The following is a 13,450-nucleotide window of genomic DNA, read 5'->3' as shown; positions in this document are numbered from 1 at the left end:
TGTGACTCTAAATAATTATTTTTCCCTTTTATTTTCAATCAATTGTATTTTTTTGACAGATTAATTCGAAATGAATACAAATCAGCCCGGAAGGAGGCAATATAGTATTCAATTAGATTATCATCAATATCAAATAATAACCTCTCAGTATTTAAAACATTTATCGATCCTGTTACACCTAGTAATTTTGCATCTTCTTCAGATAAGTAACTGCTTGTAATTATTTGCTCTGCCTCAGCAAGCTTAATTTGTAATTTTTGTTCAAGCAGGTCATACAGTGTTCCTTTTTCAATATCGTATTTCGCTAACCTTTCTCCAATTCCAACAGGGTAATATTGAATCTCAATTGCCAGCGGCTGATCATCTGCGAAGCGGATTCTCTTAATATAATAGGCTTCCTCAAATCCTGTCGCAGCGATAATTTCTTTTGAGGGCTTTACTTTCCCGTGGTCTATTAATTTTGCATCTGGTTTCATGCCCATTTTTCTAATGGTATCCGTTGTAGTGCTAAGGTTCCCCAACCATTCCTCAATCGGCTTCATTGAAATAAAGGTGCCTTTTCCATGGATCTTTTCTAATACCCCTTCCTGAACTAAGTGGGACACTGCTTCTCTTACGGTACTTCTGCTTACCTTATACCTATCCATTAATTCCCTTTCACTTGGGATTTTCTCATTAAACGAGCCTTCATTAATTAAATTTTTAATTCGGTCTTTTAACTGAATATGAAGTGGCATTGGGCTTTTATGATCTAATTCCATTTTCTACGTACCTCCAAATTATTTTTCTATAAAATAATTCCAATTACCTATTTTCTAAATATACTCTTAATTTTATTATATGTTATGACCACAGAAGTTTAAAGCAAATAAGGTTTTTATCTCAGTTTTATAATAACTGAGAGAGGTTCTTTAAAGTATACTCCCTCTCCTTATATGACTAAAAGTGAATGTGTTTCTTAAAAGAGAGTATGTTTTAGGACAGTGTTGTAACACCTGTATTTTTAATCAAAAAATGTACAGAGTAATTTTTATTAATTTTTTTCATAAATCTTCGGAAAATGAAAAATTGGTAAAAAAAATAAGATAAAACATAACTCTATACCGCTGCCGAAAAAAAAAAGACTCGCTGGCTGCACCTGACGAGTCTTTTACCATATTATTTATTCACCTTTTGTTTGCATGACTTGCGCATGCTTGCCTGAAGTATCTTGGTATTTTTTTCCTTTGTTGCCGCCATAGCGCTGGGACTTATTTCCTAACTCATCGGTACTAAAGGCCTGCTGTCCTCTTTTTGGATTACTCATTTAACATCCCTCCTCCTTAACATTCTGCCCGTTTTAAAGAGGGAACATAATTGGTAATCTATGTGAGTTACTCAGCTTTTCCAAGACGTTTTTCTTCTAATCGCATTTCAATTTTTTCCATCGCAGCTCTATCTTTCAAAAGTTGACTTTTATTTTCGGATACAAGTTCTGCAAAAGAACGTTTTCTAGGCTTTCTCATATATATCACCTTCCTTATTTCCTATTCTAACAGTTATTATGCCCGGAAACGGTTTCAATTATTACAACTTTTTGAAAATTAAAAAGAAAACCTCCCTTAAACGAAAAAAAGACATTGGATTTTGTGTCCAATGTCTTATTTCAGTTCCTTCGTATATTGTTTCATGGTATCGTGATTCATAGCACCGATATACTTGAAACCGATATTTCCCTTCGTATCAATAAAATACGTGGTTGGGATTGATAAAATTTGATACATTTCATTTACCTTATCTTCTTCATCTAGTGGAATCGGGAAAGTAATTCCATTTTCATCAACAAATGCTTTTACATCTAAATGTGGGTCAATGTTAACGGCTAGAATAACTACCTCATCGCCAGCTTCTTTGTGAAATTGCTCCATTGCCGGCATTTCTGCTTTACATGGTGGACACCAGGTTGCCCAGAAATTTAGCATGACTTTTTTTCCTTTTAAATCAGATAATTTTACAGTCTCTCCTGCTAATGTTTTTAGTTCAAAATCTGGTGCTTTTGTACCTACTTTCAAACCACCCATATTGGAAGCTTCTTGACTTGTATTCTCGGGTTCAGCCTTTTTGTCCATAGCCTGAACAATTGCAACTCCAAGTAGTGCAATTAACACTACAATAGCAATTACTTTTTTTACCATACCCCGAACCCCCGTTTCAATACTATTCTACATTGATTTTACACTATATCCTTAGGTGAAATGATGGATGTGTGTGCCAAATGTGTGACATTCTTTAGACTAGTTTATAAAAAGTATTTGAGAAAAGCAAATATAGGAATTTACTGTAGAAATATTAAATTAACTTCCGTTTTTGCTTCAAGAGTTCGTTAAACTCTCTATCTAATTGCATGTATTTAGAATCCTTTTGATCAATCATTGATAATTCCCCCAAGATTGTTGCAATTCTATTTTCGATCACCATTAAAGCTTCCTTATTATCAGTAGGTTCCACAATCTCTTTATTCAAGTATTCTTTAGGGGTTATTTCCAATCTTTTTATCCTTTGGTTTTCAAATACCAGCAGCTTATCGCAAAGCTTATTCAAGAAATAATAATCATGAGAAACAGTAATGATGGTACCGTTGAATTCATCCAAGGTTTTCTCCAGCTGCTCTCTGCTCGGTAGGTCAAGATGATTGGTTGGTTCATCTAAAATAAGCACATCATATTCCTTCATAAGCATGTCGACTAACTTCACTCTTGTTCGCTCACCGAGACTTAATGTACCAATTGGCTTCGTAATCAGTTGTTCCTTTAGTCCGAGATTTGCAAATAATGTTCTCGCTCGGAGACTGTTTTCCCGGTCGATAAAACCTAACGCTTCTAAGGCAGTTTTATCAGAAGGTAAATTGTCAACATCCTGGCTAAGATAGGCAATATTTAAGGAATCACTTATCCATAGCTCGCCACCAGAGTTAGATGATTCACCCAAGATCATTTTTATTAAGGTCGTTTTGCCGCAACCATTCTCTCCTAATAAACCAATCCGTTCTCTGTGATTAATATAAAAATGAGAATCAAGGAAAAGTGGGCGACCGGGAAACGACTTCGTTACCCCATTTGCCTCTATAATCCTTTTTCCTCTATTACCTTTCGTATCGAATTGAAATTTGACTTTTGTCTCCTCAAGAGGTTTGTCAATTTGATTTTTTTCAAGCTCGTTCTGAAGGCGCTTCATTTTCGATTTTACTTGCTTGTCACGATTCTTTGCTTTTGCACGATGATATTCTTTATTGCCAAAATCTCTGCCTTGTTTAGTTGATGTTCTGTGAGCCTTCTCAGACCATGATGTTAACTGCCCCATTTTTGTTTCAATCTCTTCCTTTTTACGCTGCTGTACTTCAAAATGGTGTAAATGTGTCTCCTTACGGTGTTGCTTTTCCTTCTGATAATCACTGTAGTTACCTTTATAGAAATTGATCTTAGTATTCTCTATTTCAAAAATGCGTGTTACAGTTTCATCTAAGAAATGACGGTCGTGAGAAATAATCATCACTGGACCTTTAAATTTCTTTAATTCTTCTACCAACCACTCTATCCCTTTAAAATCAAGGTGGTTGGTTGGCTCATCAAGAATTAAGAAACCTGGATTTGATGCCCAGACATTGGATAATGCAAGTTTTAGCTTTTCACCGCCACTCAGATGATTTAGCCGATTCTCCCCCCATTCAAATACTTTTTTAAGTCCTAACTCACTTGAATGCTGAAGTATGTTTCCCTCTGTTGTGGAAAGGAGTTCACTACCTTGATAATCAATGGATTGTGTAAGGTATCCAATTTGAAGTTTGGGTGATTTCTCAATGAATCCCTTGTCAGGGGTTAGTTTTCCTGCAATGATATTGGCTAATGTTGTTTTACCGGTGCCATTATATCCAACGAGACCAATTCGTTCCCCTTGTTTAATATCAAATGATACGTTATCTAATATTTTTCGAAATTTAAAGCTCTTTTCTAAAGAGGTTATTTTAATAATATTTTTGTTCATAAAAAAACTCCCTTCCATTGAACCTGAAGAGAGTGTTTGAGTCATGTAGTTTAGGCTTTCAAAAATAGCATAGGCTAAATAAACCTAAAAGGCTTACCGTAACCATGTTTTCATTGAAATATAAACGTTCAGGACTTAAAAAAGGATAGACTAATCCTACTCTTCAGGTTCACCATTTTTCGCTATTCGAATAAATGTACTGAAAAAATAAGATTATAACTTCATTCCTCTTTACCATTCCTTTTCGTTTGTTATTTTAAGTTTATTTTACCGATACTAAGATTGTCAATCATTTCCGCAAAATTAACATTTGCATATGGCTCGCCCGTTTCGATATTGTTTTTTAAATTAGTAAGAGTATACTCCTGCCAATCCTCTATATTTCCGATGTCCCACTTCTCCAAAAATAAAGTATACAAGAATATCTCTCTAATTTTTAAAAAGATTGGAATTTGTTGAATTAGTTCTGCGCTGAGTGTGTGTTCCTGCTTATATCCTTTTATGAAGTTCTCCCAAAAGACACTGCTGAACTCATTGTCTTCTGGCGTAAAAGATGTTGCTTGCCAAAAAGCATGATAAAAGGAAACTGCTAAATCATATGCAAACCAATGATAAGCGGAATCATCAAAATCAAATACTGTAATTTGTCCCTCGTTTACAAAGAAATTTCCCTGGTGAAAATCATTATGTATAAGCCCAAAGAGGTCTGGAGTTAGTGGAAACTTGACTAACTGATTTAATAGCTGACTGTACATTTCAGCAACAGGTTTTGATGAGATTTTTGGGAATAGATTTAAAATATCAGGTTGATGTACTGTCCAAGTTGGCCGAGCTACCTTTATTTCTTTCCCAGCACTGTGCATCTTCCCCATTAGACTTCCCCAATGATAAAATAGTTCTTTGTTCCATATAACAGGATTGGTGATATCGATTGAAGTTCCCAATGCTTTTTCGAATGCTACTACAAAAAGATGTTCGCCGATTGTCTCCACCATCCTCTTTCGAATTGATGCTACCGGTAATGCCACAGGTACACCTTTCTTCCATAGCCCCTTTATAAATGCCAATTCATTCATAATATCTAATTGACTTCGTCTACTGGAAGGCGAAACTCTGAATATAAGATCACCATTGGTATAGACGGTATTATTAAACCCATCATTGATTGGAACAAGTTCTCGCTCTAAGGGGAGGTCATATAAATGTAATAAAGAATCAGTAATCATTTTTTTGATCTCTCTTTCTAAATTGAGCACCTATTTTAATCTGTTATAAATTTTTTCCGCATAACTCCCAAAACGGGAATTTGTAGCTGTTCCTCTTTTTTCGAGAAGCCTATCCATTTCCAACCTTTTTTTCTTTAATTTTGCTTGGAGACGTCTTTTCTCATTTTCGTCTGTTGTACTATCTAGCAATTCTTCAATTCTAAAAATTTCTTTTTTTACATCCTCAGGTGAATACCCTGCATTTTTTAACACTCGATACGCCATTTTCCATTCCTCAGACATTCCGGGAAAGTCATCTTTTAATTCCAGCGGTTGCCCCATTCCAGGGAGATTTTCGAGATCATTCCTCTGTATTGCTTCCTTAATTTTATCTTCAGTGATTTTCGCAAAATCCATTTACATCGCACCCTTCGCTCTACAAGTAAATAGTTTATTTTTCTTTAAATTATATGTTATTACCGGTAAAAAACCACCATGCAACGTTACATGGTGGTTTGAGTATTAAGCTTCTTGTAATTTTTCGCGTAGTACCATTGGAAGGATACCGCCGTGACGGTAGTAATCCACTTCAACTTCAGAATCGAAGCGAACAAGTACTTCAAATTCTTTCTTGTTACCAGCTTCATCAGTAGCAGTAACTTTTAGGAAGTCACGTGGCTTAACCTTTTCATCTACTTGAACATCGATTGTTTCTTTACCAGTTAAACCAAGTGTTTCAGCGCTTTCCCCAGCTTTAAATTGAAGTGGAAGAACGCCCATTAACACTAGGTTAGAACGGTGGATACGCTCGAAGCTTTCAGCTAGAACTGTTTTAATACCTAAAAGGTTCGTACCTTTTGCAGCCCAGTCACGTGAAGAGCCCATTCCATAATCTTTACCAGCAAGAACAATAAGTCCAGTGCTGTTTTCTTTGTACTTCATGCAAGCATCATAAATAGATGTAACTTCACCAGTTGGCCAGTAAGTAGTGAAGCCGCCCTCTGTGCCTGGTGCGATTTGGTTTCGTATACGAATGTTTGCAAATGTTCCACGCATCATCACTTCGTGGTTACCACGACGAGAACCGTAAGAGTTGAAGTCACGTGGCTGTACGCCTTTTTCTAATAGATATTTACCAGCTGGAGTATTTTTACCAATTGCTCCTGCAGGAGAGATATGGTCAGTTGTTACTGAATCTCCGAATTTACCTACCACACGTAATCCTGATAATGGCTCAACTGTACCTGGTTCAGGTGATAAACCTTCAAAGAATGGTGGGTTTGCAATGTAAGTGGAATCCTCATCCCAAGTGTATAATGGCTCATTGCTGGTCTGAATTTCGTTCCAACGCTCGTTATCACCGAACACATTCGCATATTCTCTGCGGAATAGTTCTGGAGTAACAGTGCGTTTAACAACGTCATTAACCTCAGCAGTTGATGGCCAAATATCCTTGAAGAATACATCGTTACCATCTTTATCTTTACCTATTGCTTCAGCAGCAAAATCAATATTCACTGTTCCAGCAAGTGCATAAGCAACTACAAGTGGTGGTGAAGCAAGATAGTTAGCTTTTACCAATGGGTGAATACGTCCTTCAAAGTTACGGTTACCTGAAAGAACAGATGTAACTAAAAGATCGTTTTCAGCGATTGTTTTTTCAATTTCTTCTTTTAATGGACCAGAGTTACCAATACATGTTGTACAGCCATAACCAACAAGGTTGAAGCCGATTTGCTCTAGATATGGAAGTAATCCAGAATCACGAAGGTATCCAGTTACAACCTTTGAACCTGGTGCTAAAGAAGTTTTAACGAACTTAGGGACTTCCATTCCTAGTTCAACAGCTTTCTTCGCAACAAGTCCTGCCCCAACTAATACATATGGGTTTGATGTATTCGTACAACTAGTGATAGAAGCAATCGCAACTGAACCAGTTTTAATGGTTGTTTCATCACCATTTTTGAAATTTACCACTGCTGACTTTTCAAGCTCATCCGCTTGTAAGCCGAAGCCTTGGTTTCCTTGTGGTGCAGAAACTGCCTTTACGAACTCTTCTTTCATTTTTGAAAGTGGAATTAAATCTTGTGGACGTTTAGGACCTGAAAGATTTGCTTCAATCACGGAAAGGTCAATTTCAACAACGTCTGTATAAACTGGCTCTAAAGCTGGATCAAAGAATAATCCATTTGCTTTGCAGTATTGTTCAACTACATTGATTTGTTCTTCTTCACGGCCAGTTAAACGCATATATGCAAGTGATTCATCATCAATTGGGAAGAATCCACAAGTAGCACCATATTCAGGAGCCATGTTGGCAATTGTTGCCCGGTCTGCTAATGGTAATACTGATACGCCAGGACCGAAGAATTCAACAAATTTCCCAACAACACCATGGCTGCGAAGAACTTGAGTTACTTTTAAAGCTAGGTCAGTTGCAGTTGCACCGTTTGGAAGCACACCTGTTAATTTAACTCCCACTACTTCAGGAACTGGGAAGTATGAAGGCTGACCAAGCATTCCTGCTTCTGCTTCGATACCGCCAACGCCCCAACCAAGAACGCCAAGACCGTTGATCATAGTAGTATGTGAGTCAGTACCAACTAATGTATCTGGATACGCTTCGAATTCACCGTCAGCTGTTTCCGCTACGTGAACTACGTCTGCTAGGTACTCAAGGTTAACTTGGTGTACGATACCAGTTGCTGGCGGAACAGCACGATAGTTATTGAATGATTTTTGAGCCCAGCTTAGGAACTGGTAACGCTCAGCATTACGTTCAAATTCTAAATCCATGTTAACACGTAAAGAGTCAGCAGAACCGTAAGCATCAACCTGTACAGAGTGGTCGATAACAAGGTCAACTGTTTTCTCTGGATTAATCTTATCTGGATCTCCACCAAGGTCCGCCATTGCTTTTCTTAAAGAAGCAAGGTCAACGACAGCTGGAACACCAGTAAAATCTTGTAGGATGACACGTGATGGCTTGAATGGAACGTCCACTTCTTTTAGCTCATCTGTTCCCCATTTTGCTAAATTTTCAACATGCTCCTTCGCGATGACACGGCCATCGTATTGGCGAAGCACAGATTCAAGTAATACTTTTACGGAATATGGTAATTTCGAAACCTTGCCAATTCCTGCCTCTTCAAGTGCACTTAAACGGTAATAGTGATAACGTTTACCGTTTGCTTCAAAGGAAGTCCGTGCATTAAATACATCATTTTTCACCATTGTAAAACCCCCTCATTCGTTCATTAATTAAATTAACGAAAAGTCGAAAAGTTTGAATATTCCTATCCATCCCTACTTTTCTCACAATTCAATTTTAATACAACCATCTGCATAAGTAAATATCGAGAAAGTTATTGTGGTTGATAAGTTTTCCTTATGACATTTATGTATAATGTTCAAAATATTTAGATAAATCTTATTGGAATGTAAACAGAATTATCATAAAGATTTGAATTGCGTACACATTTATTATCTCAAAAAACTTTTTTATTGTCATTTTTTAAGCATTAAAGGAAAGATTAACACTATCAGTGAGAATTCTTCCAGAATTCTCTTAGGAGGTGAATGGGATGCAAAGAAAAAAATCAAATCACGTTATTCCGGGTGCTAATGCAGCAAAAGGGCAAGGGCAAGGTGCAGGATACAACGAGGAAATAGCAAATGAACCATTAACCATAAAGGAAAAAATGAATAATAAAAAGAGAAAAAAGAATCAATAATCACATAAAAAAGCAGGGATCTCCTGCTTTTTTATGTTCTACCTATTCTGGCAGATTGACTTCCGCTACAATCCTCTGCAAATCCTGTTGAAAACGCTCAAGTTGTGCTCGCTGGTGTTCCGAAGCAACTTCTAACGCATTTTCAATTTGTTGATAGGCTTCGTTGACTTCTTCCTTTAAATGTTTCAACTGATGCCCGTAGCTTGCACTATCACTAATAATAGTGGCAGCTAGTCCTTGGGCCTCTTCATATCCTTGCTGCGCAGCTTGAAAAGCTTGCTGTTTGTCCTTATTATATGGAAAACGATCAATTTCTGGCATTGACTGTTTCACTCCCCTCTATTTTCTATACCGTTAAATTGCACAGCACTATAACAAATTATTCAGCATAAAAAGTCTTCTGCATTGCATCCTAACACTATAGGAGGAGGGATGAAAATGGTGAACAAAAACGATGGCAAAGATATGAGACGAAACCAACCAAAAACATCAGGACAGCCTGAACCTTTAAGTGGATCTAAAAAAGTAAAAAACCGTAACCATACACGCCAAAAACATAATTCCCATCATGATATGTAGAAAAGCGGAAGCGCCCGTTTTGCGACGTACACTAGTCGCTGGGCGCTGGAGCTGGACAATTCTCAAAGATTCTAGGACCATTAAAATAGTTCAACCCCCCTCTAGACCGAAGAGGGGGTTAAATTTATAAAGCTCTTTTCTTAAACTTATTTGCTTATTATAACAAAAATTAATGACTATACTGTGCTCTTACAGAAAACAGCAAAATATAATAAGAAAAGAGCCTGCAAACAAAATTCAAAGATGCAAAATAACTATTGCCACGTTAAAATCGGCTTTAAGATTTTAACACCAATTTTTAGTAAAACAACCTTTATAATTGGAGTAGGGCTTGAAGTAAAAGGTGTTCTTCTTCCTGTGAGACGGTTCGTAAATCGATAATAAATTCATCTTTTTGAATTCGGCCTACAATCGCTGGTTTAAATTGAGTTCTTAATTTCCTCCCAACCTGTTCAGCTGTAAGTGAATGATGTTTCAGAGAAATGACCCTTGTTGGCAGTTGCACATCTGGCATCGTTCCCCCGCCTACTTGACTGGTACTAGAAAAAATTTTCGTTTGAAAATGCTCTGAACCTTGTAACAAGTTGGTAACAAATTTCTTCGTTCTTTCGTCTAATTCATCAATAGAAGCTAACAAATTACGGATTGTTGGAATGTTTTGTATGCCCTTTTCCCCTCGAGCATAATCAATTAACGTACCTTCAAGTGCTGCTAATGTCATTTTATCTACCCTAACCACACGTGCTAATTGGTGTTTTTTTAATCGATCAATGATCTTCTTTTTTCCAGCAATGATACCCGCTTGAGGCCCTCCCAGCAGCTTATCTCCACTAAATGACACAATATCTGCACCCATTTCAATGACCTCTTTTACGACGGGTTCATCTCCGATTCCATGTTTTCTAAAGTCAAAAAGGGCACCACTGCCAAGGTCTTCATAAAAAATAACATCTTCTAATTTTTGTGTCAGCCCAATGAGATCTTCTGTTTCAACTGATTTAGTAAAGCCAATCACTTTAAAATTACTTGTATGTACTTTCATGACAATCGCCGTTTCAACATTGAGGGCTTTTTCATAATCATATAAATGGGTTTTATTTGTTGTCCCGACTTCAACTAATTTTGCTCCGCTTTCTTCCATGATCGAAGAGATTCGGAATGAGCCACCAATCTCCACTAACTGTCCCCGAGAAACAATGACTTCTTTATTTTCTGCAAGCGCTCTTAGAACAAGATAAACCGCGGCAGCATTGTTATTGACGACCATCGCTGCTTCTGCACCGGTGATTTCCTTAAGAAGTGCTTCTACATGGCTATGGCGAGAACCCCGTTCTCCTTCTTCCAGTTTATACTCTAGATTTGAGTAATTTTGTGCTGTTTCCACCACATGATTTATGGCACTATCGCTAAGCCTGGCTCTTCCGAGGTTTGTATGTAGGATGGTACCTGTCGCATTTATTACTTTTTCAATTGTATATGAAAATTGTTTCTTAATGTTTACTCCTAAGTGTTGAAAAACTTCATCGATGAAGTGATTTGTGCCTGGCGTTGCACCATGCCAGTCTCCTTGTACGATTAAGGACCTAATTTGGTCCAGGGCTTCCTTTAATTGATTTGTCAGCTGGGTTACATCTAGTTGATTTTCTCTCAGGAGAACTTCGAACTGTTCATGATTTTGCAGTTCATGTACAGCCGGGATTGAGCGTAGCCATTCTTTCACTATTAACAAACTCCTTTACTAATCCTACTTTATTCCTATTATAACATTTCACGTTTTCATTCTGAATGAATAAAATACATCGAGCAAGGGGGATTGTTATGAAATCCAAAAAAAATATTCAGCCAATCGATTTTGACCTAGTGGAAAAATGGTTGGAAAACTACTGCCTTGATCCTCTAACGACACAAGATGACTTGATTCAATTTCGCATTGATCTGTACGAAACAGATCAAGAATGGATTGTCGAAGCGTTACTTAGCGAATTTGACAGCTCGGAAATCAAGGTTTATATAGAAGAAAAGCAACTCGTTATAACGGCTGATAAAGTTTCCACTCCCTCTAAACTTCAAAAAAGAGTTCGCACAATCCAGTTCCCCTTTGAAGTTATTAATCAAAAAGTAACAGCAAATTATATTAACGGAATATTAGAGGTCCATATATCAAAGTCTGAAAAAGGATTAGGAAAAAACTGCTATATAACACTGCCATAAGATAATTTTAAGACATTATTTTTATACATTGATTGACATAATGGAATGACAGAAAACAATCAACCCTCATATGTTGATGAGGGTTGATTGTTTATTTTTGTGAAATTATATTTATGATATCGTCTGTGTCAGGAAAAACACCGGTATCTAATTTGGAATAAATCTTCTCACCATTAACCGTTATTTCAAATGCCCCACCTGAAACAGGGATTAATTCCATTTTTCCAATCTTGCGATTAAAGTGTGTAAATAACTCTTCCGCGAAACTCGCGGCTTTTGGCGCGTAGTTTCATTGCATGCAAAATTCAACCGTTATTTGATAAATGTTCATTTTCACCCTCCATTCAGCCTAAATCCAGTTACCTACATGGCTATAGTAAAAATAGTTTAACCCACTACTAATTATTCAAGCAACTCTTTTGCTTTCATACTATGTGCGTATTTTTAGATAAACAGTTATACTAGTAAATGGAGGTGGAACTATTACATGAGTGAGCAAGAAAAAATTCGCCTTACCTCTTTTTCAACTAAAGCTGGTTGAGGCTGCAAAATTGGTCCTGAGGACCTGGCGCACGTGTTGCGTCTTTTACCTAAGCAAGAACCAGTTCCTGAATTATTGGTGGGACATGAAACATCAGATGATGCGGGTGTTTATCAGTTAACTGACTCAATTGCACTTATTCAAACGGTCGATTTCTTTACACCAATCGTTGACGACCCATATATGTTTGGTCAAATTACAGCAGCAAACGCTTTAAGCGATGTTTATGCAATGGGTGGTAAACCGAAAACAGTCTTAAATATTGTTGCTTATCCAATAAAGAAGCTTGGTGCAGAAGTGCTTTCAGATATTCTCCGTGGTGCAGCTGATAAAGTAAAGGAAGCTGGAGCATTAACTGTTGGAGGTCATTCTATTGATGACCAAGAGCCAAAGTTTGGTCTTTCTGTAACAGGAATTGTTCATCCTGATCAGGTTTGGAAAAACGTTGGTGCGATGCCAGGCGATGTCTTGGTGATAACGAAGCCAATCGGGGTAGGTATTATTACCACTGGCATTAAACGCAGTGTTGTTACAGAGCAACAAGAACAAACCGTCACAGAAACGATGGCAGAGTTAAATAAAACAGCTGCTGAATTGTTAATGAATTATAACCCACATGCTGTAACGGATGTAACCGGATTTGGATTGTTAGGACATAGCAGCGAGATGGCACGCGGAAGTAATGTCAGCTTTGAAATCTCCTACTCTAAGGTTCCGATTCTTGAAGGTGCATTAGAGTTAGCGAGAGATGGAGTTGTTCCGGGTGGATCAAAATCCAATCATAAATGGTTAATGGATGATGTTGCCTATGAAGACCTACTCCCTGAGGAACAGTTAGTTTTGTGTGATGCCATTACTTCTGGTGGACTGCTCGTTTCGATGAGTGAAGAAGAAGCTGTTCAATATGTGGACAACCTTCATTCTGCTGGAAAACACCATGCTGCTATCGTTGGCAGGGTTGTTGAGAAGAAAGACAAATTACTATATGCAGTGAAATAACAGCGTGGCATGTGCCACGCTGTTTTAATTTCTGGAATTTTGTTGGTTATGTTTGAGTACGTGTACGGTTTTTGCGAAGAAGTGTACAGCTTCTACAAAAAACCATACAGTTTCTACAAAAAAGTGTACAGTTTCTACAAAGAACCGTACACCTTCTACAA

Annotated in this window: 14 protein-coding genes and 1 pseudogene; 4 read left to right on the top strand and 11 right to left on the bottom strand. The window is 37.4% G+C overall.

Annotation, left to right across the window (positions count from 1 at the left end):
• Positions 1-38: 38 nt before the first annotated feature.
• The 8 genes from V7124_RS14435 to acnA form a co-directional block, all read right to left on the bottom strand.
• Positions 39-761, bottom strand: coding sequence for a GntR family transcriptional regulator (locus tag V7124_RS14435; protein ID WP_335490188.1), 723 nt, complete (start codon positions 759-761; stop codon positions 39-41).
• 401 nt (positions 762-1,162) lie between these two features.
• Positions 1,163-1,306: an acid-soluble spore protein N gene (locus tag V7124_RS14430; protein ID WP_335416534.1), complete on the bottom strand. Its 144-nt coding sequence runs from the start codon at positions 1,304-1,306 to the stop codon at positions 1,163-1,165.
• A gap of 67 nt (positions 1,307-1,373) precedes the next feature.
• Positions 1,374-1,505: an FbpB family small basic protein gene (locus tag V7124_RS14425; protein ID WP_034672833.1), complete on the bottom strand. Its 132-nt coding sequence runs from the start codon at positions 1,503-1,505 to the stop codon at positions 1,374-1,376.
• A gap of 135 nt (positions 1,506-1,640) precedes the next feature.
• Positions 1,641-2,174: a redoxin domain-containing protein gene (locus V7124_RS14420; RefSeq protein ID WP_335416527.1), complete on the bottom strand. Its 534-nt coding sequence runs from the start codon at positions 2,172-2,174 to the stop codon at positions 1,641-1,643.
• Between the two features lie 154 nt (positions 2,175-2,328).
• Positions 2,329-4,020: a ribosomal protection-like ABC-F family protein gene (abc-f, locus tag V7124_RS14415; protein WP_335490185.1), complete on the bottom strand. Its 1,692-nt coding sequence runs from the start codon at positions 4,018-4,020 to the stop codon at positions 2,329-2,331.
• A gap of 251 nt (positions 4,021-4,271) precedes the next feature.
• Complete coding sequence (locus V7124_RS14410) at positions 4,272-5,276, bottom strand: phosphotransferase enzyme family protein (protein ID WP_335490182.1); 1,005 nt, start codon at positions 5,274-5,276, stop codon at positions 4,272-4,274.
• Positions 5,277-5,642, bottom strand: coding sequence for a DUF1992 domain-containing protein (locus V7124_RS14405; RefSeq protein ID WP_335416521.1), 366 nt, complete (start codon positions 5,640-5,642; stop codon positions 5,277-5,279).
• 105 nt (positions 5,643-5,747) lie between these two features.
• Positions 5,748-8,459 carry an aconitate hydratase AcnA gene (gene acnA / locus V7124_RS14400; protein ID WP_335490179.1) on the bottom strand — a complete coding sequence of 904 codons (2,712 nt, stop codon included), beginning with the start codon at positions 8,457-8,459 and terminating at the stop codon, positions 5,748-5,750.
• 350 nt (positions 8,460-8,809) lie between these two features.
• Between acnA and sspO the strand changes: the two genes are divergently transcribed.
• Complete coding sequence (gene sspO / locus V7124_RS14395) at positions 8,810-8,959, top strand: small acid-soluble spore protein O (protein WP_335490176.1); 150 nt, start codon at positions 8,810-8,812, stop codon at positions 8,957-8,959.
• 42 nt (positions 8,960-9,001) lie between these two features.
• Here sspO and V7124_RS14390 read toward each other — a convergent pair whose 3' ends face one another.
• The gene (locus tag V7124_RS14390; protein WP_335490173.1) at positions 9,002-9,280 is read right to left on the bottom strand and encodes a hypothetical protein; all 279 of its coding nucleotides are present in this window, start codon (positions 9,278-9,280) and stop codon (positions 9,002-9,004) included.
• Between the two features lie 117 nt (positions 9,281-9,397).
• Here V7124_RS14390 and V7124_RS14385 point away from each other — a divergent pair, with 117 nt between their 5' ends.
• Positions 9,398-9,538: a small acid-soluble spore protein P gene (locus V7124_RS14385; RefSeq protein WP_165903014.1), complete on the top strand. Its 141-nt coding sequence runs from the start codon at positions 9,398-9,400 to the stop codon at positions 9,536-9,538.
• 313 nt (positions 9,539-9,851) lie between these two features.
• Here V7124_RS14385 and selA read toward each other — a convergent pair whose 3' ends face one another.
• Entirely contained in the window at positions 9,852-11,258 is a 1,407-nt protein-coding gene (gene selA, locus V7124_RS14380; protein WP_335490171.1) for an L-seryl-tRNA(Sec) selenium transferase, read from the bottom strand.
• Positions 11,259-11,356: 98 nt separating this feature from the next.
• Here selA and V7124_RS14375 point away from each other — a divergent pair, with 98 nt between their 5' ends.
• Positions 11,357-11,749 carry an Hsp20/alpha crystallin family protein gene (locus V7124_RS14375; RefSeq protein ID WP_335490168.1) on the top strand — a complete coding sequence of 131 codons (393 nt, stop codon included), beginning with the start codon at positions 11,357-11,359 and terminating at the stop codon, positions 11,747-11,749.
• Positions 11,750-11,840: 91 nt separating this feature from the next.
• Here the strand turns inward: V7124_RS14375 and V7124_RS14370 are convergent.
• Positions 11,841-12,026, bottom strand: a pseudogene (locus V7124_RS14370) (Rdx family protein); the annotation flags it as partial.
• A 210-nt stretch (positions 12,027-12,236) separates the two neighbouring features.
• On the opposite strand from V7124_RS14370, the gene selD reads away from it, so the two are divergent.
• The gene (gene selD / locus V7124_RS14365; RefSeq protein ID WP_335490165.1) at positions 12,237-13,289 is read left to right on the top strand and encodes a selenide, water dikinase SelD; all 1,053 of its coding nucleotides are present in this window, start codon (positions 12,237-12,239) and stop codon (positions 13,287-13,289) included.
• The last annotated feature ends 161 nt before the right edge of the window (positions 13,290-13,450 follow it).

The organism is Neobacillus niacini (assembly GCF_036961885.1).
Lineage (GTDB): Bacteria > Bacillota > Bacilli > Bacillales > Cytobacillaceae > Neobacillus > Neobacillus niacini_H.
This window is presented reverse-complemented; position numbering and strand designations above follow the sequence as displayed.

What these genes read in the sequence shown, in the direction of transcription:
- V7124_RS14435 (WP_335490188.1), bottom strand. Translation starts at nt 761, where the DNA reads ATGGAATTAGATCATAAAAGCCCAATGCCACTTCATATTCAGTTAAAA.
- V7124_RS14430 (WP_335416534.1), bottom strand. Translation starts at nt 1,306, where the DNA reads ATGAGTAATCCAAAAAGAGGACAGCAGGCCTTTAGTACCGATGAGTTA.
- V7124_RS14425 (WP_034672833.1), bottom strand. Translation starts at nt 1,505, where the DNA reads ATGAGAAAGCCTAGAAAACGTTCTTTTGCAGAACTTGTATCCGAAAAT.
- V7124_RS14420 (WP_335416527.1), bottom strand. Translation starts at nt 2,174, where the DNA reads ATGGTAAAAAAAGTAATTGCTATTGTAGTGTTAATTGCACTACTTGGA.
- abc-f (WP_335490185.1), bottom strand. Translation starts at nt 4,020, where the DNA reads ATGAACAAAAATATTATTAAAATAACCTCTTTAGAAAAGAGCTTTAAA.
- V7124_RS14405 (WP_335416521.1), bottom strand. Translation starts at nt 5,642, where the DNA reads ATGGATTTTGCGAAAATCACTGAAGATAAAATTAAGGAAGCAATACAG.
- acnA (WP_335490179.1), bottom strand. Translation starts at nt 8,459, where the DNA reads ATGGTGAAAAATGATGTATTTAATGCACGGACTTCCTTTGAAGCAAAC.
- sspO (WP_335490176.1), top strand. Translation starts at nt 8,810, where the DNA reads ATGCAAAGAAAAAAATCAAATCACGTTATTCCGGGTGCTAATGCAGCA.
- V7124_RS14390 (WP_335490173.1), bottom strand. Translation starts at nt 9,280, where the DNA reads ATGCCAGAAATTGATCGTTTTCCATATAATAAGGACAAACAGCAAGCT.
- V7124_RS14385 (WP_165903014.1), top strand. Translation starts at nt 9,398, where the DNA reads ATGGTGAACAAAAACGATGGCAAAGATATGAGACGAAACCAACCAAAA.
- V7124_RS14375 (WP_335490168.1), top strand. Translation starts at nt 11,357, where the DNA reads ATGAAATCCAAAAAAAATATTCAGCCAATCGATTTTGACCTAGTGGAA.